At 38.2% G+C, this 26,466-nt stretch carries 21 protein-coding genes and 1 pseudogene; 12 read left to right on the forward strand and 10 right to left on the reverse strand.

Features of this window, described 5'->3' with window-relative positions; genetic code table 11:
- Positions 1-868: 868 nt before the first annotated feature.
- Positions 869-3,613, reverse strand: coding sequence for a DNA mismatch repair protein MutS (gene mutS, locus ACFIL3_RS01860; RefSeq protein ID WP_375681793.1), 2,745 nt, complete (start codon positions 3,611-3,613; stop codon positions 869-871).
- Between the two features lie 195 nt (positions 3,614-3,808).
- Here mutS and ACFIL3_RS01865 point away from each other — a divergent pair, with 195 nt between their 5' ends.
- The gene (locus ACFIL3_RS01865) at positions 3,809-6,109 is read left to right on the forward strand and encodes an NADP-dependent malic enzyme (RefSeq protein ID WP_375611416.1); all 2,301 of its coding nucleotides are present in this window, start codon (positions 3,809-3,811) and stop codon (positions 6,107-6,109) included.
- 67 nt (positions 6,110-6,176) lie between these two features.
- On the opposite strand, the gene secB is transcribed toward ACFIL3_RS01865, so the two are convergent.
- On the reverse strand, positions 6,177-6,653 hold the full coding sequence (gene secB, locus ACFIL3_RS01870; protein WP_375611417.1) for a protein-export chaperone SecB: 477 nt from the start codon (positions 6,651-6,653) through the stop codon (positions 6,177-6,179).
- Between the two features lie 142 nt (positions 6,654-6,795).
- Positions 6,796-7,290 (reverse strand): FxsA family protein, encoded by a 495-nt coding sequence (locus ACFIL3_RS01875; protein ID WP_375612822.1) that lies wholly within the window; start codon positions 7,288-7,290, stop codon positions 6,796-6,798.
- A 173-nt stretch (positions 7,291-7,463) separates the two neighbouring features.
- Here ACFIL3_RS01875 and ACFIL3_RS01880 point away from each other — a divergent pair, with 173 nt between their 5' ends.
- Together ACFIL3_RS01880 and ACFIL3_RS01885 are read left to right on the forward strand one after the other, a co-directional pair.
- Positions 7,464-8,156, forward strand: coding sequence for a Tim44/TimA family putative adaptor protein (locus tag ACFIL3_RS01880; protein ID WP_375612823.1), 693 nt, complete (start codon positions 7,464-7,466; stop codon positions 8,154-8,156).
- A 52-nt stretch (positions 8,157-8,208) separates the two neighbouring features.
- Positions 8,209-8,799 carry a Smr/MutS family protein gene (locus ACFIL3_RS01885; RefSeq protein WP_375611420.1) on the forward strand — a complete coding sequence of 197 codons (591 nt, stop codon included), beginning with the start codon at positions 8,209-8,211 and terminating at the stop codon, positions 8,797-8,799.
- Positions 8,800-8,934: 135 nt separating this feature from the next.
- Here ACFIL3_RS01885 and ACFIL3_RS01890 read toward each other — a convergent pair.
- Positions 8,935-9,183: pseudogene (locus tag ACFIL3_RS01890) on the reverse strand (Arm DNA-binding domain-containing protein); the annotation flags it as partial.
- 528 nt (positions 9,184-9,711) lie between these two features.
- Positions 9,712-10,251 (reverse strand): GcrA family cell cycle regulator, encoded by a 540-nt coding sequence (locus ACFIL3_RS01895; RefSeq protein ID WP_375612825.1) that lies wholly within the window; start codon positions 10,249-10,251, stop codon positions 9,712-9,714.
- Positions 10,252-10,741: 490 nt separating this feature from the next.
- On the opposite strand from ACFIL3_RS01895, the gene ACFIL3_RS01900 reads away from it, so the two are divergent.
- From ACFIL3_RS01900 to ACFIL3_RS01910, 3 genes are read left to right on the forward strand one after another with little or no spacing between them, the layout of a single operon-like run.
- Positions 10,742-11,956, forward strand: a complete 1,215-nt coding sequence (locus ACFIL3_RS01900) for an aspartate aminotransferase family protein (protein WP_375681795.1) — start codon at positions 10,742-10,744, stop codon at positions 11,954-11,956.
- Entirely contained in the window at positions 11,953-12,888 is a 936-nt protein-coding gene (gene argF / locus ACFIL3_RS01905) for an ornithine carbamoyltransferase (RefSeq protein WP_375611422.1), read from the forward strand. The genes ACFIL3_RS01900 and argF overlap by 4 nt, the downstream gene beginning before the upstream one ends.
- Before the next feature lie 36 nt (positions 12,889-12,924).
- The gene (locus ACFIL3_RS01910; RefSeq protein WP_375611423.1) at positions 12,925-13,926 is read left to right on the forward strand and encodes an Hsp33 family molecular chaperone; all 1,002 of its coding nucleotides are present in this window, start codon (positions 12,925-12,927) and stop codon (positions 13,924-13,926) included.
- Positions 13,927-14,772: 846 nt separating this feature from the next.
- Here ACFIL3_RS01910 and ACFIL3_RS01915 read toward each other — a convergent pair.
- Genes ACFIL3_RS01915 through ccmA form a run of 5 tightly spaced genes read right to left on the reverse strand, consistent with a single transcriptional unit; the run spans position 14,773 to position 17,694 of the window.
- The gene (locus ACFIL3_RS01915; protein ID WP_375681794.1) at positions 14,773-15,366 is read right to left on the reverse strand and encodes a DsbE family thiol:disulfide interchange protein; all 594 of its coding nucleotides are present in this window, start codon (positions 15,364-15,366) and stop codon (positions 14,773-14,775) included.
- A complete protein-coding gene (locus tag ACFIL3_RS01920; protein WP_375612828.1) occupies positions 15,341-15,592 on the reverse strand; it encodes a hypothetical protein in 252 nt (83 codons plus the stop codon). Before ACFIL3_RS01920 ends, ACFIL3_RS01915 begins: the two co-directional genes overlap by 26 nt.
- A complete protein-coding gene (locus ACFIL3_RS01925) occupies positions 15,580-16,359 on the reverse strand; it encodes a heme ABC transporter permease (RefSeq protein WP_375611426.1) in 780 nt (259 codons plus the stop codon). The genes ACFIL3_RS01920 and ACFIL3_RS01925 overlap by 13 nt, the downstream gene beginning before the upstream one ends.
- A 46-nt stretch (positions 16,360-16,405) precedes the next feature.
- Positions 16,406-17,071 (reverse strand): heme exporter protein CcmB, encoded by a 666-nt coding sequence (gene ccmB, locus ACFIL3_RS01930; protein ID WP_375611427.1) that lies wholly within the window; start codon positions 17,069-17,071, stop codon positions 16,406-16,408.
- 11 nt (positions 17,072-17,082) lie between these two features.
- Positions 17,083-17,694 (reverse strand): heme ABC exporter ATP-binding protein CcmA, encoded by a 612-nt coding sequence (ccmA, locus tag ACFIL3_RS01935; RefSeq protein WP_375611428.1) that lies wholly within the window; start codon positions 17,692-17,694, stop codon positions 17,083-17,085.
- Between the two features lie 295 nt (positions 17,695-17,989).
- Between ccmA and acnA the strand changes: the two genes are divergently transcribed.
- The 6 genes from acnA (at position 17,990) to aroQ (ending at position 26,424) form a co-directional block, all read left to right on the forward strand.
- Positions 17,990-20,677 (forward strand): aconitate hydratase AcnA, encoded by a 2,688-nt coding sequence (acnA, locus tag ACFIL3_RS01940; RefSeq protein ID WP_375612829.1) that lies wholly within the window; start codon positions 17,990-17,992, stop codon positions 20,675-20,677.
- A gap of 237 nt (positions 20,678-20,914) precedes the next feature.
- Positions 20,915-21,181, forward strand: coding sequence for a 30S ribosomal protein S20 (gene rpsT / locus ACFIL3_RS01945; protein ID WP_273790272.1), 267 nt, complete (start codon positions 20,915-20,917; stop codon positions 21,179-21,181).
- Positions 21,182-21,882: 701 nt separating this feature from the next.
- A complete protein-coding gene (gene dnaA, locus ACFIL3_RS01950) occupies positions 21,883-23,454 on the forward strand; it encodes a chromosomal replication initiator protein DnaA (RefSeq protein WP_375611430.1) in 1,572 nt (523 codons plus the stop codon).
- A 186-nt stretch (positions 23,455-23,640) separates the two neighbouring features.
- Positions 23,641-24,762 carry a DNA polymerase III subunit beta gene (dnaN, locus tag ACFIL3_RS01955; protein ID WP_375606188.1) on the forward strand — a complete coding sequence of 374 codons (1,122 nt, stop codon included), beginning with the start codon at positions 23,641-23,643 and terminating at the stop codon, positions 24,760-24,762.
- Positions 24,763-24,783: 21 nt separating this feature from the next.
- Positions 24,784-25,917, forward strand: coding sequence for a DNA replication/repair protein RecF (recF, locus tag ACFIL3_RS01960; RefSeq protein ID WP_375681796.1), 1,134 nt, complete (start codon positions 24,784-24,786; stop codon positions 25,915-25,917).
- 54 nt (positions 25,918-25,971) lie between these two features.
- Positions 25,972-26,424 (forward strand): type II 3-dehydroquinate dehydratase, encoded by a 453-nt coding sequence (aroQ, locus tag ACFIL3_RS01965; RefSeq protein WP_375611431.1) that lies wholly within the window; start codon positions 25,972-25,974, stop codon positions 26,422-26,424.
- Positions 26,425-26,466 lie beyond the last annotated feature (42 nt).

The following is a 26,466-nucleotide window of genomic DNA, read 5'->3' on the forward strand; positions in this document are numbered from 1 at the left end:
GCAGCTATGTAAGACAGATACAGTATAATTACTTTTCATATCATATTCCAATCTTATATGAGATTATGATTTCTTATTACTCATAATTTATGAAAGATATTTATTGTACTGGTGGCATTATCTTGTTGTACCGTAAAAACACTGTCATTTAGAGCTGTGATATACGGCATCTTCCTTAAATATTAAGTGTGTTTTTAGTGTGTGGTGAATATTCTTAGACTTGTTTGTAAAGCTTTGAGTTTAAGAGAAGCACATGATTAGGAAGTCAAGGAAAATCCGTTAGAAGCTGGACTATTTGCAGACTTGATTCGAATGAAAATCCTTATCCATTAAGGTGTGGGAAGGAGTTGAAGGATGTTTATGAAAATAAAGTACAGCTGTGATATATCTGATTATATGTTTCATATGAAAACAGTAAAAGAGCTCTTTATAACTTAAAATGTGAAGAAAATGCGAGACCCATTATCCATGAATTTATTATGCAAAATGGGATGGTATTTCAACACCAACAGCTTTAAACTAGAAATGTTGCTATGATAACAATAATATCGATCATGAAAAAGCATAATTCACTAAATATGGCGTATTTGCAAGGTGGAGGAGATTTCATGACAATCTTTACAAAAAACGACTATCTTGTAAAAATAGTCGATATTGACCAATTTTGTGTATACGGGCCAATATTGATCTAAGGAAATATGAAATATAATGCATAGGGTTTTGCCTATAGGCAATTACACTTATCAAAATATATTATGTAGAAAAGCGATGGGAATACGATAAATAACTGTTTATGCTGTGGTATATCAAAAATGGTTACGTTATCTCCTATTAAGAAGGTTTTTTAATAAAAAATAACATCTGTTTTCTATAAAGGGTTACTCTTTTCAAGCTGTTTGAGGTGGTAAATTGCTTCTAAAGCTTGTTTAGGAGAGAGTTCATCGGGATGGATATTTTTTAAAGCTTCGTGAAGAACACAATGTTTGTTTCTTTCTTCATTGACGGGAGATGTTGCTTTAAGAGAAAAGAGAGGTAAATCATCAATGAGTTTATGTCCTTTTCCAGCCATTTCGCCTTGTTCTAATTGATGGAGTACATCTGTTGCTCGTGTAATAACGGCTGGGGGAAGTCCAGCAAGCTTTGCCACTTGTACACCATAGGAACGGTCAGCGGCTCCTGGTGTGACCTCATGAAGAAAAACTACATCACCATCCCAATTTTTGACTTTCATGGTTACATTATGCAGTCTGTCAAGTTTTTCGGTAAGTGCAGTCATTTCATGAAAATGGGTAGCAAGAATAGCACGACAATGGTTAACTTCATGGAGATATTCAACAGCAGCCCAAGCAATAGAAAGTCCATCAAAGGTTGATGTTCCACGTCCTATTTCATCAAGAATAACAAGGGAATGGTGGCTAGCATGATTGAGAATCGTTGCTGTTTCAACCATTTCCATCATAAAGGTTGAGCGCCCTCGTGCAAGATCATCGGAAGCCCCAACGCGACTAAATAGGCGATCAACGACACCAATATGTGCTGAAGTTGCTGGAACGAAGGACCCCATTTGCGCCATAATAGCAATAAGAGCATTTTGCCGCAAAAAAGTTGATTTTCCTCCCATATTAGGCCCTGTCAACAGCCAGATTGCTGCATATTGCTGATTTTCTTGCACAGAGAGATCACAATTATTGGCAATAAAAGGTTCTGCTGCTTGTTTGCGGAGTGCTTGCTCGACGACAGGATGGCGTCCTGCTGTAATGCGAAAGGTAAGTGAAAGATCAATTTTAGGGCGGCAATATCCTTGTTCTTCAGCAAGATATGCTAAAGCGACAGAGACATCTAAAATAGCAAGTGCTTCAGAGGCTTTACGAATAAAATCAACTTGTTCGGTAATTTCATGAACGAGAATATCAAAAATCTCTAGTTCAAGTGTCAATGCGTGATTGGCAGCATGGGCAATACGGCTTTCAAGGTCAGCAAGCTCTGTTGTCGTAAAACGCATAGCGTTTGCCATTGTTTGCCGATGAATAAAACTTGCTTTAGCTTGTGGATTATTTGTAAGAGCAGATGCTTGTGTGCTGGTTACTTCAATGAAATAACCTAGAATATTATTATGCTTTATTTTAAGCGTCTTAATATCTGTTTCTTGGGCATATTGCGCTTGAAGTTCAGCAATGACACGGCGAGATTCATCACGTAAAGCACGCATTTCATCGAGCTCTTTATGATAATTGGAACGAATAAAACCACCATCACGTTTAAGGAGTGGGAGATCATCAGCTAATGCTTGTTCTAAATGAAAGTATAACGCTGTGGGTAAGTTTGAGAACACCTGTTGTACATCACTTATTTCTTGAGGCAGAAGCTCATTATCAAGAAGTTGATGCAATTCACGAATGATTTCAAAGCCACGCTGGATTGTCGCCATATCACGGGGACCTCCTCGTCCAAGAGCCAAACGTGAAACGGCGCGGGGCATATCTGGTCCCCCCTTTAAAATAAGCTTTATCGCTTCTGCAAGAGAAGGATTACGTAGAAAAAAATCGATAGAATCCAAACGCGTATCAATAGCTGAAGGAGTGGTGAGGGGAGCAATAAGGCGGTCAATAAGAAGGCGTGATCCTCCTCCTGTTACAGTGCGATCAATAGCTTTTAATAAACTTCCATCCCGTTGACCTGATGTCGTTCGAATAAGTTCAAGGCTTAGTCTGGTTGCGGCATCAATAAAAAGAGTTGCACTTTCATTTTGGCGTTCAGGCTGCATGAGGGGAGGGCGATGCGTGATTTGTGTTTTTTCGATATAACGAATAGCAGCTACAATTGCAGAGAGTTCACAGCGTGAATAATCGGCAACGCCTTCAAGAGTTGAGAGTTTAAAATAATTGCAAATATCGCGTTCAGCGGTGAGTGCATCAAAGAGACAAGCAGGTTGAGGTGAAACGATACGATCAAGAACACTAAAAAGTGACTTGTGAGATTTATCATGAAAAAATGAATCAGAAACAATGATTTCTTGTGGATCCACACGCATAATATCTGCTAAAAGTTTTTCTTGGCGGCTCTCTGTTACACGAAATATGCCTGTTGAGATATCAATCCAAGAAAGAGCAAATTCCTCTCCATCATTGGTTTTTATACGGGAAAGTGTCATCAAATAATTTGCGCGTGTTGGATCAAGGAGTTTTTCTTCTGTTATTGTTCCAGGTGTTACAAGACGAACAACATCACGCCGAACAACAGATTTTGAGCCACGTTTTTTTGCTTCAGCAGGATCTTCTATTTGTTCACAAACAGCAACTCGGTAACCACAAGCAATCAGTTTTTGTAAGTAATCATCTGCAGCATGAACGGGAACACCACACATAGGAATATCTTGTCCTAAATGTTTTCCGCGTGCTGTGAGTGTGATTCCTAAAGCCTGAGCAGCTTCAATCGCATCATTAAAAAATAATTCATAAAAATCCCCCATTCGGTAAAAGAGAAGGGAATCATGATGGACGGCTTTGATTTCTATGTACTGCTCCATCATAGGTGTAAGACGTTCTTGAGAGGAAGCAGATGGGGAGGCAGGCTGTGGAATTAAATTATTTTTATGATTGTTTTTTTTATCCATTTGTACGAGGCCTGTTTCCTTTAAGTGAAGTTTTTACTCTTTTTTGTTTACTTCAATATCTATTTATCTCTAAATTGCAACGCATCATCAGATTTGCTAAGGCAAGAATAGCGATTTCTAATATATGAATCAAATTTAATGACTATACGCATTATCAAGCAAAATTTACACTGTTTTTGGAGAAAATAAAGTGAGATGAAAAAGAGCGAGCAGGATCAGAAAATGTCTCAAACTGTTTACAGTGCGAGCGAAAGAGAAGCTCTAGATTTTCATAGTCGTGGTCGACCAGGAAAGCTTGAGATTATTGCAACAAAGTCTATGGCAACACAGCATGATTTAGCACTTGCTTATTCACCAGGTGTTGCCGTTCCAGTTAAGGCAATTGCTCAAAATCCAGCGCTAGCTTATGATTATACAGCAAAAGGTAATCTTGTTGCTGTTATTTCAAATGGAACCGCTATTTTAGGGTTAGGCAATTTAGGTGCACTTGCCTCTAAGCCGGTCATGGAAGGCAAAGCAGTGTTGTTTAAGCGTTTTGCGGATATTGATTCCATTGATTTAGAAATTGATATAAACGATACAGAAAGTTTTATCAATTTGGTGCGCCATTTAGAACCTTCTTTTGGTGGAATTAATCTTGAAGACATTAAGGCGCCAGAGTGCTTTATGATTGAAAGCCGCCTACGCGAGGTGATGAATATACCTGTTTTTCACGATGATCAACATGGTACAGCGATTATTGTTGCTGCGGGTGTTCTCAATGCTTTGACTTTAACAGGGCGCGATATGCAAAATACGCGGTTAGTCTGTAATGGTGCTGGTTCTGCTGGGATTGCTTGTATTGAACTGATTAAAGCAATGGGCTTTCGTTCTGAAAATATCATATTATGTGATACAAAGGGTGTGGTCTATGAAGGTCGTAAAGAGGGAATGAATCAGTGGAAATCTGCGCATGCTATTCAAACGGATAAACGTACGCTTATGGAAGCAATGGAAGGAGCAGATATATTTTTCGGGGTTTCTGCTAAAGGTGCTCTTACCCCTGAAATGGTAAAATCCATGGCGCCGCAGCCGATCATTTTTGCTATGGCCAATCCCGATCCAGAAATTACACCGGAAGAGGTTATGCAAGTGCGTCATGATGCTATTGTTGCAACAGGGCGTTCCGATTATCCAAATCAGATTAATAATGTTCTCTGTTTTCCTTATATATTTCGTGGTGCGCTTGATGTGCGTGCAACAGTTATTAATGAAGACATGAAGATTGCTGCGGCAAGGGCTCTTGCCGATTTAGCGCATGAGGAAGTACCTGACAGCGTTGCAGAAGCTTATCGTGGAAAGCGATTAAAATTTGGTCCTAATTATATCATTCCCGTTCCTTTTGATCCGCGTTTGTTCACAGTTGTTTCAATAGCGGTAGCAAAAGCAGCAATGGAAAGCGGTGTTGCACAAAAGAACATAGATGATTTAGAGGCCTATGAGCGTGATTTAAATGCGAGGCGTGATCCTACTTCTTCGATAATGCGTGGGGTTTATAACCACGTTCGTCAAGCGCCAAAACAAATTGTTTTTGCAGAAGGTGAAGAAGAACAAGTTATGCGGGCAGCCGTTTCTTATGTTCATCAAAAATTAGGACAAGCGATTTTGGTTGGTCGGGAAGAGCAAATAAGAGAAGCAGCTGTTATCGCTGGAATTGATTTGGAGCGTGAAGGTATTTCTATTATAAATGCCAAGCTTTCTTGCCGTACAGATGCTTATGCGAATTATCTTTATAAAAAGATGCAGCGTCAAGGCTGGCTGTTGCGTGACTGTCATCGTCGTATCAATAATGATCGCAATTATTTTGCTGCGTGTATGGTGGCACTAGGAGATGCTGATGCAATGGTTACAGGGGTGACACGCAATTATGAAACAGCGTTGATCGATATACGTCGGGCAATTGATGAAAAACCAAAAGAACGATTGATTGGTATTTCAATGGCCATTTGCCGTGGCCGAACTGTGTTTATTGCCGATACAGCTGTTTATGAAAATCCTAATGCTGAAGAATTTGCTGATATAGCGGAACAAACAGCTTCGTTTGTACGTGGATTTGGGTATCAACCACGGGTAGCATTTTTAGCATTTTCTACGTTTGGCTACATGAAAGGGCAGACGACGCAGCAAATTCAGGATGCAATTAATATTTTGCACGAACGCAAGGTTGATTTTGAGTTTGATGGAGAAATAAGCGCTGATGTGGCGCTCAATTCCAAATTGATGCAGCAATATCCATTTATGGGATTAACGGAGCCTGCTAACATTTTGGTTATGCCTGGATATCACGCATCTTCCATTGCAAGCAAAATGTTACAAGAACTCGGTGAAGCAACTATCATTGGTCCTATTTTAATTGGATTGGAAAAATCTGTCCAAATTGTACCGTTTAGTGGGAGCGATACAGATGTTGTCAATATTGCAATGCTTGCGGCTTATCATGCCGCAAAAGTCGTCTAAAGGAAAAAAGCCCCTAATATACCAATAATATATCAAGGGGCTTTTTGATAGCAAAAAAATAAATTTTTTAAGAGGGCTGTATTTGATTGTCTTTTTGCTCTTCAGAAAGACGCTTTTGGAAGAGTGCTGCAAAATCAATAGGATCAATCCACAAAGGTGGAAAACCACCACTTTGAGTAGCATCAGATATAATTTGGCGAGCAAATGGAAATAAAAGACGGGGACATTCAATAAAGACCAGTGGCATAACATGTTCTTGTGGAATGTTTTTAAGGTGGAAAACACCACCGTAAATAAGTTCTACATGAAATAAGGTTTCAGTTTCATCATTGGCTTTGACGGAGAGAGACAAAACGACATCATAATTGTCATCACCAATTGGGTTAGCATTGACGTTAATATTGATATCAATTTGTGGTGATTTTTCACGTGCACGTAATGAACGAGGAGCACCAGGGTTTTCGAATGATAAATCTTTTAAATATTGAGTTAATACAGCAAAAACCGGCTCTCCACCACTGTTATTCATTTCATCTTCGGCCATACGACAAACCTCTTCCATTATAATATGTATATTTATTTTAGATCTAAAGACCAGATTGGTTATCACGCCTTGCAAAAGGTTGCAAGAAATGCGCTCTTTATCTTGAATATTTTTTTAGTTTGTTACAGATTTTTTAGGTATTTCAATGGTTATCATCATTTTTGCGCCATGGAGATTCTGTCGTATCATGAATTGTGTAATCTTCTGCTTTTAGATCAATTATTTTTTCAGAGTCATTTTTTCTTTTAGTATTGGGATTCATTTTGTTTTTTAATGATGCAAAGAAATGCCAAGCAACAGAGCGAATTGGTTTAATAAGAAGTAATATTCCCAAGAGGTCAGTTACAAAGCCGGGAAGAATAAGTAAAATTGCACTAAACATGATGAAAGCATCATTAATAATATTATTCTCTAATGTGCGTCCTTGGATAAGTTCATTTTGTATATTTTTTAAGAGGCTAATCCCTTGAATTCGCAATAAAACAACCCCAACTATGGTTGTGAGAATAACCAAGCTCAAGGTTGCCAAAATACCAATTTCTTGACCAACAAAGATAAAACCAGCAATCTCGATTAAAAGAATGCAAAGAAAGATAACAACAAAAAAACGAGGATTTATAGAATAAAGTTTTATCACATGAAAGTTTCCTTCTAGATGAGTAGGGGAGAAATTCTTAAGAGAACTCCGTTTAAATACAAAATCTATAAAAATATTTGAATGATAAGATTCCTTATTTTACATATTTATTGATAAATGGTATTGACTGCAATGTTTATTAGAGACTTAAGCTTTGGAGATTGATAGCGCCTATGGAATTTGACGTTATACTTGTCATAGCTCTTGTTGTTATGGTTGTTATTTTTGTGCAACTCCGTAATGTATTAGGGAAACGAATTGGGTTTGAAAAGCCACCCTTTGATCCTTATTCACGACGTTCTAAAAAACAAGTTGAAGCAGAAACGGCTGATAATATTGTTTCGTTCCCTCATCAGAAAAATTCACAAAAAGACGACTTTAGTGAAATTGATAAAATTTCACCGGAGGGGAGTGTTTTGAATAAAAATTTGCGGGAATTTCATAGAATTGATCCTCATTTTTCTCCTCAACTTTTTATAAAAGGTGCACAAATTGCGTATGAAATGATTGTAACAGCTTTTGCCAAAGGTGATCGCAATCAACTTAAAAGCTTGCTTTGTCAGGATGTTTTTGAGAGCTTTTGTATGGCTATTGAGCAACGAGAAAAAAATAAAGAAAGAATAGAATTCACTTTTGTTGGAATTAATAAGGCCGAATTTGTTGCGGCGGCAATACAAGAAAAAGATGAACTTTTAACGATACGTATTGTCAGTGAGATGATTTCTGTTACTTATAATGAACAGGGCGAGCGTATAGACGGTGATCCTGATGCTATTGTAGAAATCAGGGATATTTGGACTTTTGTTCGCAATAGTTTATCGTCAGATCCCAACTGGAAGCTTTTTGCTACAGAAAATGAAAATTAAAATAATTTTTGTTTTTCTTCCATAAGCATTCAATGATTTATGAGAAATTAAAATGTCCTCAAGTAAATGGAGACAAAAAAGAGATTTATTGGCTTCACAAGATCGTCTTTTATGGGAGATGGTTTGTCGTACGATAACACCGCTTCACGGTAAGATGCTCTCTTCTGCTTCAGAAACTATTGCAAATATTAATGATAAAAAACAGCCTGTAACTCAAATCTCCTCATTGTCTCAGGAAAATCAACAACCCTCGACAATTATTAAAAGAGAAAAGAGGTCAGTTACACAAGCACAAAAGATTCATTTTTTTGATCATGTTGCATATCGTAAAATTTCCCAAGGTCGTTGTCCTCTTGAGGCGCGTCTTGATCTCCATGGTTATATGCAGGAAGAAGCTTATTTTTTCTTAAAAAAATTTCTACAGTCCTCTCAGCAGAGAGGATTGCGTTATGTCCTTGTGATTACAGGAAAAGGACGATCCGTTGGGAGCGATGGAGCTTTGTATAGATTTGTTCCGTATTGGTTATCAACACCAGCTTTTCGATATTATGTCCACGCGTTTGAGCAAGCAGCGCGTCAGCATGGCGGAGAAGGTGCGCTTTATGTTTGGTTGCGCCGTTTTGTGTCGGGAGAAGGAAAGTGATGTTATTGTGGTCGCTCTAGATTTTATATTTATTTATACTTATAATTTATTGTTTTTGTATATTTCGTAAGAGCCTTGAATACAATATTCCCTTCTTTATAATTTTTTATAAAAAATTATAAAGATATTATTTTACATTCTACGTATTGCTTCACGCTTTTGTTTATCGCATTCTTTAACGGGGCACATCCCTCACGCAAAACAGAATGACATTGAATTGCATGTATTCACAGGCTTGTTTTAAAGAAACATCTCTCAACGCTCCCAAGCCTATTTTGCGACGGCATCCGTGAAGAGTATAATGATAAATCCATGAAGCACCCCCTATCTTTATACTTAATAAAAGGGCAATCTGGCATCATCATACACTTTGCCATCTCCCAATGTTGCAACAACCCTTTAAGTCCTTGGCACTTGAAAGCATTTATAAGAGGCATGCCTTTCTTTAAGTGTTTTTAACTCTCCACAGTTCTCATCTCGCTCGTGACGCCCAAACAAAAGATTTTGATTGATTCAATATAAGAGGACTTAAAATGAGAGAGATATAAATGGATCTCATTCAGGTTGCAAAGCGATAAATTATTTTTATAAACCACAGCATTACTCTATTAAATACACGAAGCATAAAAACATGAGAAATTGAGAAACTAGCTTATTCAAAAGATGTCGCTATGGATAGTGTTAAAAGCAGTACAACTAAATTAAAGAAAATTGTGAAAATAAACAGGAATATAACTTTACAACACACAGCTGCGCAATAGCACCAAAAGATACAGTTTCGTTGAATAGTTTCATGAAGAAATTTTTTCATTCATTAAAAGCTCCATTAAATTTCTTTCTCATAATAATTCGATAATTAAAATTTAATAGCGAAGCGCAGAAGGCGTAGAATACGAGATTCAATTGAGGATATTACACTCTTATCCGACGTCTTTCAGATATTGGTTGAAATGCTAGCTTAGCATGAAAGGCACAATAGGGGCTATTTTCATCAGAATCTGCACCACAAAAATGAAAATCTGCTGATAATGGATCGCCAACCGGCCATCTACATGTATTTTCACTCAATTGTAGAAGATTAAGTTGACGTGATATAGGCACAACTACATTGGATTTTGTGGACATATCAACTTCTTTTACATCTTCCACTACAAATTCTGTCTTTAAAGCGGTTTCTTCAATACTTACAGATGATGTGTTTATTGGCGATACCGTGGATGTGTTGCGACGCACACGTGGAGATGATGGGCTGCTACTTCCCACGGGAGTTTTTTGCGCACGCGTGGTGCTTCCTTGTGCTGTCTTACCACGTCCTGGTAACTTTAATCGATGTACTTTGCCGATGACTGCATTTCTGCTGACCCCACCCAATTGAGCAGCAATTTGACTTGCACTTAACCCTTCACTCCAAAGCTTTTTAAGAAGCTCAACGCGTTCACATGTCCAACCCATACCAGCACTCCATTCCGATTACGTCACTAAGATGCTCTCCCCCGTTGCATCTTCAAATGTTTAAATAATGTTTTCATTACGCTGAATGAAAGAACTTTACACTCTACGTGAGCATAAAAAAATCATCCAACCTGTGGATTTACAAATCAAAACACATCATCTTGCTTATTATATTGTAAATTACAATATGCACTCACTCTATGACAAGAGTCTTTACCTCTTAAAGAGTTTATTTAGAATGTTTTCCCCAACTTGCAAATCAATCATAGGTTAAACTTTCACTTTTGTTTAAGGCTTTTTCCCAAAATGCTTATTTGTAGAACCTTCATTGACTTTTTTTCAATTGGTGTAATGATCTATTCTATAGGTGTAATCACTAATCGTAATGAAATGTTGAAAGCACCGTAACGAAATATACCATGCTGTTTTATTTGTAGTGTTGCTTTGTATATATATATATTGAAAAGACTAAAATATAAAGGGAATTATGATGGATGCCGTCTCTATACAACCACTTTATGAATGCTTCGCAAGACGAAATTTGCATTTTGAACAAGGGCATGGTGTATGGCTTATTTCCGATAAAGGAGAACATTATCTTGATTTCACATCTGGTATTGCTGTTAACGCATTAGGGTATTCATATCCAAAATTGGTTGATACGCTCAAAATACAAGCTGAAAAACTTTGGCATATTTCTAATATTTTTCAATCTCCTGAACAGGCATCTTTTGCCACGCGGCTTTGTGCAAATAGTTTTGCGGATAAGGTTTTTTTCTGCAATTCAGGTACTGAAGCATTGGAGTGCGCATTCAAAACGGCACGCCATTATTACTATGCTGCTGGTCATTCAGAACGCATTGAAATAATTACTTTTGAAGGGGCATTTCATGGACGTACACTTGCTGCACTTGCTGCGACTGGGCATGAAAAATATCTTGAAGGCTTTGGACCTAAAGCTGGTGGATTTATTCAAGTACCTTTTTGTGATGAAGTCGCTTTGCGTAACGCTATTAATAAAAATACCGCCGCTATTCTTATTGAACCTATTCAAGGAGAAGGAGGAATACGAACGGTCCCTCATGAATATTTAAGATTTTTGCGCAAAATATGCGATGATAATGGTCTGTTATTGATTTTAGATGAAGTCCAAACGGGCATGGGACGAACAGGAAAGCTTTTTGCTTATGAATGGAGTGATGTCACGCCTGATATTCTTACCCTCGCAAAAGGACTAGGAGGTGGATTTCCATTGGGCGCTTGCCTTGCAACGGATAAAGTTGCAAAAAGTATGATACTTGGAACGCATGGATCAACCTTTGGAGGAAATTTGCTTGGAATGGCTGTAGGAAATAGTATTCTTGATGTTTTGTTAGAGCCAAGTTTTCTCATCCATGTTCAGCGCATGGGTGATAAACTAAAAAGTGGGCTTTTGCACATTCTCAATATCTATCCTGATATTATCTGCGCAGTTCAGGGGATGGGGCTTATGTTGGGTATTCAGTGTATTGTACCTTCAAATCTTGTCGTTAATGCTTTGGAAAATGAATATCTCTTAAGCGTTGCAGCCAACAACAACGTTGTGCGCTTATTGCCTCCTCTTATCATTAGGGAAGAAGAAATAGATGAAAGTTTACATCGTATTGAAAAAGCAATAGCGTATCTTTCACAAGTAAACAAAGAAAGACAAATATCACACACATGACAAATGCTCTTCGTCATTTCACGGACTTATCCATTTTAACGCCAGCAATAGCACGTGCACTGATCGATTATGCAAAGATCCTTAAAGCATCTTTTAAAGCAGGAAAAGGTTCAAAACCTTTTATAGGTAAAACACTTGCGATGATTTTTGAAAAACCATCCACACGAACCCGTATTTCATTCGATATCAGTATGCGCCAGCTTGGCGGAGATACAATCATGCTCACGGGTTCAGAGATGCAACTTGGTCATAGTGAAACCATAGCTGATACGGCGCGCGTTTTATCCCGTTTTGTGGATATCGTGATATTGCGAACAACGAAACACCAACGTATGCTCGAATTGGCACAATATGCACAAATTCCTGTCATTAATGCCCTTACAGATGATACACATCCTTGCCAAATTCTAGCAGATATCTTAACCTATGAGGAGCATCGGGGGCCAATTGCTAGCAAAATATTTGCGTGGATGGGGGATGGTAATAATGTGCTTCATTCCTTAATTGAAGCTGCAGCTCTTTTTGGTTTTCATTTGCGTATTGCCACACCAAAGGGCAGTGAACCACAGGAACAATTTGTACATTGGGCACGTGAGCGGGGAGCACATCTTATGCTAACCCATGATCCCCAAAAAGCGGCTCAAGATGCTGATTGTATTATGACCGATACATGGGTCTCCATGGGACAAGAATTTCGTGCTCGCAGTCATTCTATTTTTCAGCCTTATCAAGTCAATGAATCTCTCATGAAATTAGCAAAATCTGATGCTCTTTTTATGCATTGTCTTCCTGCTCATCGTGGTGAAGAAGTGGTTGATTCTGTGATTGATGGACCGCACTCCGTTGTTTTCGATGAGGCTGAAAATCGTCTTCATGCTCAAAAAGCAATTCTTTCTTGGTGTTTACAAGATGCGTTTTTCTCTCCACAATAGCCTCCCTACAACAAATTATATAAAAAAGGCAAAGCTATGAGTGAACAAGCTAAAGATGAAGCCTCTCTCAACAACAACTTCTTGCATGAAGATGATAGTGTTATTCCCTTTCAAGTTGAAGAACTTGATATCCGTGGACGTGCCGTACAACTTGGGGAAACTTTAAATTCTATTCTTAACAGACATCAATACCCTGAACCGGTTTCTTATCTTCTAGCAGAAGCTTTACTTTTAACGGTTCTGTTTGGAACTTCTCTAAAACTTACGGGAAAATTTATTTTACAAACTCATTCCGATGGACCAGTTAATATGTTGGTGTGCGATTTTTTGCCTCCTTCAAGTTTACGTGGATACGCTCGTTTTGATAAAGAACAGCTTAAACAAGCCATAGACAATGGTCAAACCTCTTCAGAAACACTTTTAGGAAAAGGCACTTTAGCTTTCACAATTGATCAAGGTCCCCATATGCAACCCTATCAAGGGATAGTTGCATTAGATGGATCAAATTTACAAGAAGCTTCTCGTATTTATTTTGATCAATCAGAACAAATTCCTACCGATATCCGTCTGGCTGTTGCTATATTAATTAATCGTGACCAACAAGGAAAACAGCAGAAAAGCTGGCGAGCTGGAGGTATTTTGATCCAACTTTTACCCCAAGAATCGTCTCATCATAAAATAGATGCCCCTCATCAAAAGCGAGAAGAAACGAAAACTCATACCCAATTGGATAACCAATGGCAGGAAGCTAAAATACTCATGGCAACGATTGAAAGTTCAGAATTAACAGATCCCCAAGTCGGTAGTAAACAGCTCTTGTTCCGTCTTTTTCATGAACAAGGTATTAGAGTTTTTAACCCTTTTTCTCTTGTCGATCAATGTTCTTGTTCACACGAAAAAATTAAAGGAATCCTAGAAGGCTTTTCTATTGATGAACGCAATAAAATGGTTAAAAATAAATATATTTCAGTCACATGTGAATTTTGCTCAAAAACATATTGTTTTACACCGCAAGAATTTTTAGAAGAAAAAACATAATCAAATATTTTTCATAAAAAATGATGATTGCAACAAAAGCCTATTTTATTTGCGTCATAAAAGTTTACGCATAAGCTCATATGAACTTCTAGAATATTTCTTGTCTTAGAGTTTTTTTAGTGTATACGAGTGATCGTTCTGTTGAGATCGGTAATTACGTCATAGAGTGCTTAAAAAAGAGTTCTCTGTAAAATATATTTTCTCTTCTCGAAAAAGCTTCTTTTGTACTTTTTACATCTCAAAAGTTTATTTCTTACAATGAATTCTTTTATAATTTTCATTGATAAATTGATTATGTACTCATAACTTATCTTCTCTGTTAAATGAGACTTTTTGATTGTAGTCATATTTTCTTACTCGAATTTATCTTATTAAGACTCAATAAAGCTTATTAGTTATAATCATAAGGGAAATTATCGAGAGAATAAGAATGTATAGATTCAATATAGACTTTATGGAGTCTATTACGAACAGATAAGTGTAATGGGAATAAATATAACAATGACGCTGCAAAAGAGCAGATTTATTATTTTATAAAGATGAGAATAGTGGTGAAGTCCCCTCATAACAATGTGTATTTCAGATAAAAAAGCGGAGAAAAAATACTATATGATTTTGAAAACAATAGTTGGTTGCTGTCACTAAGCTAACGATGGTTCTATAGCAATATTGTTTTGTCCAAATAATCAAAAATAAAGCTCCCAAACAGATATTTCTTTACACATGTTTTTGAATCAACAATGGTAATACTCTTGTAAAATTTTTCTAAGAAGAATGCGGGTCCGTATAAATAAAATAGCATACATAGCATGATAAAACGTTATGTTTTTACAAACCTGCATTATTTTATTTTTCTTCTGTCATAATCGCTTGTTCAATTTTTGGTAGAATTTTTTTTTGATAAATTTGCCATGTTAAGGGACCAACATGTTTGGCAATAATGATGCTCTCTTTATTCAAGAGAAAGGTTTCTGGAGGTCCATATATTCCCCAATCAATGGCTGTATATCCTGAAACATCAAAGCCAATAAATTTAAAAGGATTACCAAAACTGTTTAAAAAGCGCAGGGCGTTTGTTTTATTGTCTTTGTAATTAATACCAATCAGATCAAAACGTTTATCTTGTGCAATTTGCATAAGAATAGGATGCTCTTCGCGACAGGGCAAACACCAAGAACCCCAAAAATTGACCAATGTGACACGTCCTTTAAACTGTTTTGAATTGAGATAACTGTCTTTATCAAGAAGAGGAAGATAAATATTGGGAGCAGGTTTTTCAGCTAATGCGTTTGGGAGAAGAGAAGAATCTTGAAGGTGTTTTTTATCCATAAAGTTGAAAAAAAGCACCATGAGAAGAAGAAAAAGAACAAATGGTCCAAAAAAAACAAGCAGAACAGGCAAAGATATATTTTTTTTAAGTTTTGGAGGGATGTTTTTCATTATACTTTTCTTTTTGTGACAGCTCTTTTTTGTTTAGCTGTTGGAGAATTTTTTTTTGGTAGAGGGCTTTGCAAAGAATATATCCAATAAGACATAAGAGGGATATTGCAGAAAGCACATAGCTTAAAACAACAATTTGCTCGTGTTTAAGGGTGCTCAGGAAAAAATCAATTTTCTGAGATAGATTTCCTAAAAGTCCGCCGTGGATGCCATTTAGGTCGAGCATGATGAAGCGTCCTGTTGTTGTGCACGACGGGATTTTTTAATCTGAAGTATTCGGATATAATGACGATTGATTTCATTTCGCATAGCCATCAAATAAAGAGCAATAAACATAAAGATGAAACAAAAGAGCATTGTTATAAGGGGCCATAACATAGCATTGTCGATTGTTGATCCTCCAGCACGTAACAATGATGCTGGTTGATGCAATGTATTCCACCAATTAACGGAAAATTTAATAACAGGGATATTAACAAATCCAACAAGTGTAAGAATTGCAGTAGCACGAGCGGCTTTTACTTGGTTGTCAAAAGCACGCCCAAGCAGGATAATGGAGAGATAGATAAAAAGCAGAATTAAAACTGATGTTAACCGTGCATCCCAGACCCACCATGTTCCCCATGTAGGTCGCCCCCAAAGTGCTCCTGTCATGAGAGCCAAGGCGGTAAAAATTGCCCCAATAGGCGCTCCACATTTAAGTGCCACGTCAGCAAGATGATATTTCCAAATCAGATTTCCTAATGCCGCTGCACTCATCGTTACATAGCAGAATGTAGACAACCACGCAAAGGGTACATGAAGGTACATAATCTTAACAGTAATGCCTTGTTGATAGTCATCAGGGGAATGCATCACTAGAATAAGCCCTAAGATAAGGAAACACAATGTTATGCCGGCCAACCAAGGTAAGACGACTCTGCTTATTTTCATGAAAAGGGTGAAACTTGCAGGGAGTAACCTGATTTTATATGTACGAGATAGTTTATTCATAAAATTCATAATAGGCAGAGTTTTGCTATGCGGCAATCATCTTTTATTATTCTGATAAAAGTTTAAGCGTTATCGCAGCAACAAAAGAGCTAAAGAGACTCAAAAGAAGTGAAAAAGCGCTGAGAAGAGCTAGAGAAGTGAGAAAAGAGGTATTTGGGTTTATTGGGGCTGTAGCAGCGGAAACACCAAAAATCATAATTGGAATGATCCACGGCAAGATAATGATAAAAATAAGCAAAGTACTGTGCAACAATGAGGTTGCGAGTGCAGCGCCTATAGCACCAATAAAAATAATAGCTGGTGTTCCGCATAAAAGGGTAAGTATTGTTGTAAAAGTTATTACTACATCTAAATGGAGCATGAGGGCTAAAATAGGTGTGGCAAAAATAAGAGGAAGCATTGTTCCTACCCAATGGGCAAGACATTTTGTAAAGACAATTAGTGTAAAACTTTGTCTTTTTCCTGAAAGGATAAATTGGTCGAGATTACCATCATCGCGATCGATTTGGAAAAGTTTGTTCAGATTGAGGAGTCCTGCAAGAAGGGCTCCAAACCACAATATACCTGGTCCTATTTGTGCAAGAGTTTTGGGATCTGGTCCAATGGCAAAGGGGGTTATGACAACAACAGCGATAAAAAACAATAATCCTGTTAGTGAAGTGGCTTGTAGCGCTAATAATAGTTTAAGATCACGCCAGAACAGTGCTTTCATTTTATTCTCTCCTAGAGAGGTAAAAATTTTTCCAGAGCGATTTTATGGTTTTCTGGAATGCCTATGGAATTATGAGTTGCAGCGATAATCATACCTCCTTGATTGAGATGACGCTGGAAAATACGAGCAAGGAGTTTTTGAGCATGGTTATCAAGCCCAGATATTGGTTCATCTAAAATCCAAAGAGGACGATAGGAGAGCAAAAGGCGCGCAATAGCTACGCGTCTTTGTTGTCCAGTTGACAGGGCGTTAAAGGGTAAATGTTCAAGGTTAGAAAGACCAATATCGGCAAGAGCTTCATGCGCAAAACGTAAATGTTGACCGTAAAAATCTGCCCAAAATTGCAAATTATCAATGACAGATAAGAGAGGTTTCATAGCATTTTGAGGACCAAGATAATGACAAGCAGTTGCAACAGGGTATATTTGATCATGGTCTTTAAGTATTATATGACCTTCAGCAGCCTCAAGAAGACCGACAATGATTCGGAGTAATGTAGACTTTCCGATACCATTAGGACCGGTGATTGTCATAAGTTGCTGTGAAAATAAACAAAAAGAAAGACCTTGAAACAGAATTTCCTCGTTTCTGTAAGCGGCTAAATCTTTGCCTGATAACACCATGTGATTGCCTATTTTGTTTTTATTTTCATATTCTTTATTGCATTATAGAATAAAAAACACATTTTTTATGCAATTGTACCTAGAATAGTTCTAGAAATAGTTCTATAAGGGATACCTTACATCAATATCTGGTGTAAAATGGTTTCTGGCGCTGATTTCCGCATTATGCCTAGAGGGTGGAGGGGGAAATGGATGGCGGAGGTAATTGCGTCTGCGCTCAAGCTGCGACCTTGACTCGTAGTTTGTGTTGTTCATTCCTGGAAATTGGGTGGTTATAGTATGAGGGTGGACAGTCATGACTCAAATTGATAGCTTTAATTGTCGTAGAGTATTAAATGTTGGTGGCAAAGAATATACTTATTATAGCTTGATTGAAGCGGAGAAGAACGGACTTGAAGGTGTTTCTCGTTTACCGTTTTCGATGAAAGTTATTCTCGAAAATTTATTGCGATTCGAAGATGGTCGCACAGTTAAAAAAGAGGATATCTTCAATGTTGCTAAGTGGTTAAACGACAAAGGGAGCGCTGGGGCAGAAATTGCTTACCGTCCTGCACGTGTTCTTATGCAGGATTTTACAGGTGTTCCAGCAGTTGTTGATCTTTCTGCAATGCGTGATGCTATGGTTAAACTTGGCGGTAACGCTGAAAAAATTAATCCTCTCATTCCCGTTGATCTCATCATTGATCACTCAGTTATTGTTGATGCTTTTGGCAATTCCATGGCTTTTAAGGAAAACGTTGAGCATGAATACGAACGCAATGGTGAACGCTATCGTTTCCTTAAATGGGGGCAACAAGCCTTTCAAAATTTTCGCGTTGTTCCTCCAGGAACAGGGATTTGTCATCAGGTTAACTTAGAATATTTAGCACAATGTGTATGGATGAAGAATGAAGAGGGCTGTGAGACGATTTATCCTGACACCTGTGTGGGAACTGATTCGCATACGACTATGGTAAATGGTTTAGGGGTTTTAGGTTGGGGTGTTGGTGGTATTGAAGCAGAAGCAGCAATGTTAGGCCAACCTGTTTCTATGTTGTTACCTGAAGTGATTGGTTTTCGTCTAACAGGTAAACTTAAGGAAGGTGTAACAGCCACCGATCTCGTATTAACGGTGACCCAAATGCTACGTCGGAAGGGTGTTGTCGGTAAATTTGTTGAGTTTTTTGGTCCTGGTTTGGAGCATATGACGCTTGCTGATCGGGCAACGATTGGAAATATGGCACCTGAATATGGAGCAACGTGTGGTTTTTTCCCAATTGATAAGGAGACAGTGCGTTATCTCAATATGACAGGGCGTGATGAAAGTCGGATTGCCTTAGTGGAGGCTTACACCAAAGCACAAGGGATGTGGCATGATGAAATGGTGGCTCATCCCATTTTTAGTGATACAATTGAATTAGATATGGGAACCGTTGTCCCTTCTATGGCTGGTCCTAAACGTCCTGAAGGACGTATTGCATTGGAAAATGTTGGGCAGGGTTTTGAGAAGGCATTGGTCGAAGACTATAAGAAGACTTCTGGACAAGATAAGCGTTATCAGGTTGAGGGTGAAGAATATACGCTTGGTCACGGTGATGTGGTGATCGCTGCGATTACGTCGTGTACGAATACATCGAATCCAAGTGTTCTTATTGCAGCGGGGCTTTTGGCACGAAATGCTGTGGCAAAGGGTCTTAAGAGTAAACCATGGGTAAAAACTTCTCTTGCACCTGGTTCACAAGTCGTTGAAGCTTACCTTCAAAATTCGGGTCTGCAAAAAGATTTAGATGCATTAGGATTTAACTTAGTAGGATTTGGGTGCACAACATGTATTGGGAATTCTGGTCCTTTGCATCCAGCTATTTCCAAAACGATTAATGACAATGGTATAATTGCATCTGCGGTTCTTTCAGGAAATCGTAATTTTGAAGGGCGTGTTTCCCCTGATGTGCAAGCGAATTATTTAGCTTCACCACCGTTAGTTGTTGCACATGCGCTCATCGGGACGGTGTGTAAAGATTTAACCAAGGAGCCTCTAGGTGAAGATTCAAATGGCCACCCCATTTATTTGAGAGATATTTGGCCAACTTCTCAAGAAATACAGGAGTTTATCGAAAAAAATGTCACGCGGAAGGTTTTTGCCGAAAAGTATGCAGATGTTTTTAAGGGAGATGAAAATTGGCAAAAAGTTCAGATTCCTACGGGTTCTACCTATTCTTGGGATGAGCAATCCACCTATGTACGCAATCCACCTTATTTCGATGATATGCAGAAAACACCTGATATCTTACCAGATATTAAAGATGCACGGATTTTAGGTTTATTTGGTGATAAAATCACGACGGATCATATTTCTCCTGCTGGTTCTATTAAAGCAGCTTCTCCTGCCGGAAAATATTTAATGGATCATGGTGTTAAAGTGGCTGATTTTAATCAGTATGGAACGCGTCGTGGGAATCATGAAGTTATGGTGCGTGGGACCTTTGCCAATATTCGCATTCGTAATTTCATGTTAGGGGAAAATGGTCGAGAAGGAGGTTATACGGTTCATTATCCGTCAGCGGTAGAACAAACCATTTACGATGCAGCAATGGCGTATAAACAAGAAGGTATTCCACTCGTTGTTTTTGCAGGTATTGAATATGGTAATGGATCATCTCGCGATTGGGCTGCCAAGGGGACCAATCTTCTTGGTGTCAAAGCAGTGATTGTGCAGTCTTTTGAAAGGATTCATCGCTCTAATCTTGTTGGTATGGGCATTGTCCCTTTTGTTTTTGAGGAGGGGCTAAGTTGGAAATCTTTAGGCTTAAAGGGAGATGAAAAGGTGACAATTGAAGGGATTCATAACTTGAAACCTCGTCAAAAGACTGTAGCGAAAATTACTTTTTCTGATGGTACGGTAAAAACCGTTCCATTATTATGCCGTGTTGATACTGAAGATGAGCTAGATTATTTGCATCATGGTGGAATTTTGCAATATGTCTTGCGTAAGTTAGCCGTTTAAATTCTTTTGTTTGTTAAGGAATATCTATTATTAAGCTATAAAGTTGCGGATCAAAGAGTTTGGCTTCGTTTTTTTATGGCTATCTTTGAAAATCTAATTGACGTTAGCTTTAGGATTGCGCTATAACCCACACGGTTATAGGCAGCTTTATAGTTTTGCTTGGGTTGGATTTATTTATATTGGTAGAGTTGTTATTGAGACTCATTTTACCAAGGTGTTGAAAGAGAGATTATATTTATGGCGAATACACCTTCTGCTCGAAAAGCGGTGCGCAAGGTTGCGGCGCGCACACAGGTTAATAAGGCCCGCCGTTCACGCGTTCGTACTTTTATACGTAAGTTTGATGATGCTTTAGCGGGTGGCGATAAGGCATCTGCAGAGATTGCATTTAAGAATTTTGAGCCTGAAATTATGCGTGCAGTTTCTAAAGGGGTTTTTCATAAAAATGCTGCTGCGAGGAAAGTATCGCGTTTAGCTAAACGTTTGAAGGCTCTCAGCGTTTAAGCTTTTTCTCCTTTAATTGAGAACAAAGCCAGTATCCATGAGGATGCTGGCTTTTTGTTTATTATTTCAAAAGTTTCTATTGAAAATAAGAATCGATAATGATTCTCCACTTGAAAAAGGAGAGAAAGTTTATAGAGGGAGGTATGGTTATCCACAAGCTTTGTGGATTTGTACAGAGTCTTTTTTGTCAAGCATTTTATTTTTTTTTTTAAATCTGAAGAGATTCTTTAATTATTGGTAAATTTAGAGAAAAAAAATGAATTGAATCAATATTTTTTTCAGTCCTCATTAATATAAGCATTTTTTTCGGGTTTTTTGATTTTATTTTGACCTCTTGCATTTTACCTCTGCTGTTTTGTATGGTTCTTATGAAGACTAAGAAGCATGAAGGGGTCACATCAGCGCATTATTCTGTATTTTGTTGAATACAAGATGTTTTGATTTAGGCTTTTCGAAACTTTTGTGTTGGAGAGGTTTTCTGACGGTTTTTTAGTTTTCTTAATGGATATGTTTACCATTTTAGAAGGGTGGGTCATATCATGAGTGCAAGTAAATCTTATTGGTCATCTTTGTTAGTAGGGTTGTGATGAGGCTATCCTAGGGGAGGGTGAGTAATCTTATTTGGGGTAGGGCGTTTTGCCTTCGCTAGATTTATTTTAGTTGTTTGGCAGGACAAAATTTTATTTTTATCAGGATGGAAGATGGTGGATAAATTGAACTCTAAAGCTAGTTCCTTTAAAAGGGTTTCGGTAAATATCCTGTCGGCAGAGAACATAATAAAGAATAGGATGACGGAAAGTGATGAGAACGTTTGTAGAAATGCTTCTATAGGGCATTCTATTGTTTCAGAGGAGGAAAGTGCGGCGGCTTTTATACGTGTTATGGCGCAATTAAAGGTGCAGGTTGGTGTTGAGGCTTATACCAGTTGGTTTGGACGTGTGAAGCTTGCTGAATATAGTCATACTCTTGTAAAGCTTTCTGTTCCTACTGCTTTTTTACGTTCATGGATTAATAATCACTATGGTTCTCTTTTGACTCATTTATGGAAACAAGAGAATTCAGCAATTCTTCGTGTTGAAGTTATTGTTCGTGGTATGGAACGCGTTTCAAGAGATGTCGTTTGTAAAAGAAGTGTTCCTCCTGTTGTGCTAGAGGAGCAGGCGACTTCATCTTTTGTTGAAAGTTGCGCAGAGCATTCAGTTAAGAATTCTCAAACGGGAGTTTTTGGATCTCCACTTGATTCTCGCTATACTTTTGAAAGTTTTGTTGAGGGGGCTTCTAATCGTGTTGCTTTAGCAGCTGCGCGTTCCATTGCAGAGGGGCATAAAAGTGCCTTACGTTTTAATCCTCTTTTTATTCACGCATCTGTTGGCTTAGGAAAAACACATTTGCTTCAAGCGATTGCTGCTTCTGCATTGAAGCGTTTAACGTCTGCGCGCGTTATTTATTTAACTGCTGAATATTTTATGTGGCGTTTTGCAACAGCTATTCGTGATAATGATGCTCTTTCTTTTAAAGAACAGCTTCGTGATATCGACCTTTTGATTATTGATGATATGCAGTTTTTGCAGGGTAAGTCGATACAACATGAGTTTTGCCATTTGCTTAATATGTTGCTTGATAGTGCAAAACAGGTTGTTGTCGCTGCAGATCGTCCACCAGCAGAATTAGAATCGCTTGATCTTCGCGTTCGCTCTCGTCTTCAGGGAGGGGTAGCTCTTGAAATTGAAGCACCAGATTATGAAATGCGTTTGCAAATGTTGCGCCAGCGGTTGAAGGTGGCACAACAAGATGATGGCATGGTATCAATTTCTGATGATATCTTGGAATATATTGCGAAAACGGTTTTAGGGTCGGGGCGTGATATTGAAGGTGCGTTTAATCAGCTCTTGTTTCGTCAATCTTTTGAGTCTGATTTATCTTTAGAGCGGATTGATGAGTTATTAGGTCATTTGACACGTCCTGGTGAACCTAAGCGTATTCGGATTGAAGAAATTCAGCGTACGGTAGCACGCCATTATAATGTTTCTAAACAGGACTTGTTATCTAATCGTCGAACACGTACGGTTGTGAAGCCACGGCAAGTTGCAATGTATTTAGCAAAAGTATTAACTCCTCGCTCATTACCAGAAATTGGGCGCCGTTTTGGTGGGCGTGATCATACAACAGTTTTACACGCTGTGCGTAAAATTGAAGATTTGGTTTGTGGTGATCAGACCTTGGCTAAGGAACTTGAGTTGCTTAAGCGGTTGATTGGAGAACAGGCTGTATAGTGTTTATCGTTTCTTTCTTTGGAGAGACTTTAAAGAATTTAATGAAAAGATTTATTTTTTCTTATGCAGGAGTGACTTGCCATTTTAAGAGAGGTTTAATAAACTCTAGCAGGCGATTCTTAAAGAGGGTCTATTCTTTAAGTCTAAAGAATTCTTATAGTTTTTAGTAAATCATACGGGGCTTTTATGCGGATTACAGTTGATCGCAGTCAATTTCTCAAGTCTCTTGGTCGGGTTCACCGTGTGGTAGAGCGCCGTAATACTGTTCCTATTTTATCGAATGTGTTGATTGATGCAGAAAATGGCCGTGTACAGTTAAAAGCAACAGACCTTGATTTAGAGGTTATGGAATCTTTTGCAGTTAATGTTAAACAAGCTGGAGCAACAACTGTTCCGGCACATTTGCTCTATGATATCATTCGAAAACTTCCTGATAGCAATGAAGTTGTATTATCCCTCGATGAGAATCAAGCAGGTACAATGTCCGTTGTTTCGGGTTGTGCACATTTTCAGCTTCAATGTCTTCCGAAGGCAGACTTTCCAGAGTCGCTTCCTGGGCAATTTGGTTATCGTTTTTCTTTATCGGCATCAGGCTTAAAACATTTACTTGATTGTACACAATTTGCCATTTCTACTGAAGAAACCCGTTATTATCTTAATGGTATTTATTTCCATATTATTAATGATGGTGTTTTGAAATTGCGTTTGGTTGCAACTGATGGTCATCGTTTGGCACAAGTTGAGATGGAAGCTCCTTCGGGAGTTGAGGGAATGCCTGGTGTTATTGTTCCCCGTAAAGCTGTAGGAGAATTGCAAAAACTTCTTTCAGAAGAAAATGATAGCGATGTATGTATAGAGCTTTCGGAGACAAAAATTCGTTTTTCTATAGGCTCTGTGATTTTTACATCAAAATTAATTGATGGAACATTTCCAGATTATCAACGTGTTATCCCTCTTGGAAATGATAAAGAATTAATTGTTAATAGGCAGGACTTTTCTTCTGCAGTTGATCGTGTTTCAACGATTTCAAGTGATCGGGGGCGTGCAGTTAAATTAACGATTGAGCATGGACAGTTAAGGCTTGTTGTTAATAGCCCAGATTCGGGCAGTGCAGAAGATCAATTATCAGTAACTTATGCATCTGAACCGCTTGAGATAGGATTTAATTCACGTTATCTTTTGGATATTGCTGGGCAGCTTTCAAGTGATGAGATGGTTTTTATGTTGGCTGAGGCTGGAGCACCAGCTCTGATTCGTGATAATGATGATGCGGATGTGCTCTATGTACTGATGCCTATTCGCGTTTAGGGGGCCGTTGTTTTGCAATGCATGGCCAGTCATGTGCACAAAGTGGCAGTGAGGCAGCTGAAGCTTTTACGTTATCGCAATTATTCTTTTTTCAATATTCATTTTTCTGGTCAGCATGTGGTTTTTACTGGCCATAATGGTGCTGGTAAGACGAATCTTTTAGAGGCGTTATCTTTTCTTTCTCCTGGTCGTGGTTTGCGGCGTGCTGTTTATTCTGACGTTAGTTTTGTAGATGGTGGTGGTGGAGGATTTGTTGTATTTGCGCGTCTTGAATGCGCTCTTTATGGTGAAGTAAAGATTGGTACAGCTTTTGAGGTTAGCGATAACAGTCGAAAGGTCCATATTAATGGTGTGAATGAGTCGAGTGATTGCCTAACAGATTATTGTCATATTAGTGTCCTAACACCGTCTATGGATGGTCTTTTTACAGGTCCTTCACTTGAGCGCCGTAGTTTTTTGGACCGTATGGTTTTGGCGATTGATCCCTTGCATAGGCGCCGCATAGCCGATTATGATAGAGCTATGCGCGCACGTAATCGTTTGTTTTTAGATGGAAATGAAGATTGTGCTTGGTTTGATGCTTTAGAAAAGCAAATGGCAGAATTGGCGACAGCTATTTCTGCGGCGCGTGTTGATGTTATTCGTCTTTTAAATGACATGTTTACACAAATGCCCTCACAGATACCTTTTCCACGAGCTTTTTTGCAAATTGATGGTTTTTTAGAAACAGCTCTTAGTGAAATATCAGCAACTGAAGTTGAAGAACAATTTTGTGATCGATTGCGGCATAATCGCGCAATGGATCGTGCTGCTGGTCGGACGTTAGAAGGACCACATCGTGCAGATTTGCAGGTTTTTTATGCTGATAAAAATAGAGCAGCAACATCTTGTTCAACAGGTGAACAAAAAGCGCTGCTAACAGGTTTAATTTTGTGTCATGCACGTCTAACAGGTATGATGTCGGAAAGATCTCCTATTCTTCTTCTTGATGAAATGGCTGCCCATCTTGATTCGCATCGACGTGCTGCTCTATTTGATATTCTTGATGATTTAGCTGTACAAACATTTATGACAGGAACAGATCGTCTTTTATTTGATGACTTAAAAGGACGCGCAGAATTCTTTGAGATTAAGGATGGAGCTTTATTGCCGTAAAAACATGCTAAATATTTTTTTAATAAGTGATAGGTCTGAAAGAAAAGGCTTGCTATGTCAGAGATAATAACGATTTTAAATGGTCCTAATTTAAATTTTCTAGGTCAACGTGAGCCAGAAATTTATGGAACTGAAACTCTAGAAGATATTGAAAAAAGATGCAGAGAATGGGCAAAAAAAAATGATATTATAATAAATTTTTATCAAAGTAACTATGAAGGGCAATTAGTGGCATGGATACAAGAAGCAATAGAGGCAAGTTCTGGATTGATCATTAACCCAGCGGCTTACAGTCATACATCTGTTGCACTTCTTGATGCCCTAAAAATGTTTTCAGGGCCGAAAGTAGAAGTTCATTTATCTCATATTTATCAGCGTGAAGCTTTTCGTCACCATTCTTATACATCTGCAGGTGTAGACGCTATTATAACTGGGTGTGGAGGTGATGGATATCGGTTTGCACTTGAGTATATTGCAAAACAATTAAGCAAAACAATTAAATTGTGATAGGTAAAGAGTAAGCGTTTAATAAGAGTAATATAGGCATTT

Origin of the sequence: Bartonella sp. CE47NXGY (assembly GCF_042195415.1) — a bacterium.
GTDB lineage: Bacteria > Pseudomonadota > Alphaproteobacteria > Rhizobiales > Rhizobiaceae > Bartonella.

Bases quoted from the DNA above. Each gene is read 5' to 3' on its own strand.
- mutS (WP_375681793.1), bottom strand. From the start codon at position 3,613: ATGGATAAAAAAAACAATCATAAAAATAATTTAATTCCACAGCCTGCC.
- ACFIL3_RS01865 (WP_375611416.1), top strand. From the start codon at position 3,809: ATGAAAAAGAGCGAGCAGGATCAGAAAATGTCTCAAACTGTTTACAGT.
- secB (WP_375611417.1), bottom strand. From the start codon at position 6,653: ATGGCCGAAGATGAAATGAATAACAGTGGTGGAGAGCCGGTTTTTGCT.
- ACFIL3_RS01880 (WP_375612823.1), top strand. From the start codon at position 7,464: ATGGAATTTGACGTTATACTTGTCATAGCTCTTGTTGTTATGGTTGTT.
- ACFIL3_RS01885 (WP_375611420.1), top strand. From the start codon at position 8,209: ATGTCCTCAAGTAAATGGAGACAAAAAAGAGATTTATTGGCTTCACAA.
- ACFIL3_RS01895 (WP_375612825.1), bottom strand. From the start codon at position 10,251: ATGGGTTGGACATGTGAACGCGTTGAGCTTCTTAAAAAGCTTTGGAGT.
- ACFIL3_RS01900 (WP_375681795.1), top strand. From the start codon at position 10,742: ATGGATGCCGTCTCTATACAACCACTTTATGAATGCTTCGCAAGACGA.
- argF (WP_375611422.1), top strand. From the start codon at position 11,953: ATGACAAATGCTCTTCGTCATTTCACGGACTTATCCATTTTAACGCCA.
- ACFIL3_RS01910 (WP_375611423.1), top strand. From the start codon at position 12,925: ATGAGTGAACAAGCTAAAGATGAAGCCTCTCTCAACAACAACTTCTTG.
- ACFIL3_RS01915 (WP_375681794.1), bottom strand. From the start codon at position 15,366: ATGAAAAACATCCCTCCAAAACTTAAAAAAAATATATCTTTGCCTGTT.
- ACFIL3_RS01920 (WP_375612828.1), bottom strand. From the start codon at position 15,592: ATGCTCGACCTAAATGGCATCCACGGCGGACTTTTAGGAAATCTATCT.
- ACFIL3_RS01925 (WP_375611426.1), bottom strand. From the start codon at position 16,359: ATGAATAAACTATCTCGTACATATAAAATCAGGTTACTCCCTGCAAGT.
- ccmB (WP_375611427.1), bottom strand. From the start codon at position 17,071: ATGAAAGCACTGTTCTGGCGTGATCTTAAACTATTATTAGCGCTACAA.
- ccmA (WP_375611428.1), bottom strand. From the start codon at position 17,694: ATGGTGTTATCAGGCAAAGATTTAGCCGCTTACAGAAACGAGGAAATT.
- acnA (WP_375612829.1), top strand. From the start codon at position 17,990: ATGACTCAAATTGATAGCTTTAATTGTCGTAGAGTATTAAATGTTGGT.
- rpsT (WP_273790272.1), top strand. From the start codon at position 20,915: ATGGCGAATACACCTTCTGCTCGAAAAGCGGTGCGCAAGGTTGCGGCG.
- dnaA (WP_375611430.1), top strand. From the start codon at position 21,883: ATGGTGGATAAATTGAACTCTAAAGCTAGTTCCTTTAAAAGGGTTTCG.
- dnaN (WP_375606188.1), top strand. From the start codon at position 23,641: ATGCGGATTACAGTTGATCGCAGTCAATTTCTCAAGTCTCTTGGTCGG.
- recF (WP_375681796.1), top strand. From the start codon at position 24,784: ATGGCCAGTCATGTGCACAAAGTGGCAGTGAGGCAGCTGAAGCTTTTA.
- aroQ (WP_375611431.1), top strand. From the start codon at position 25,972: ATGTCAGAGATAATAACGATTTTAAATGGTCCTAATTTAAATTTTCTA.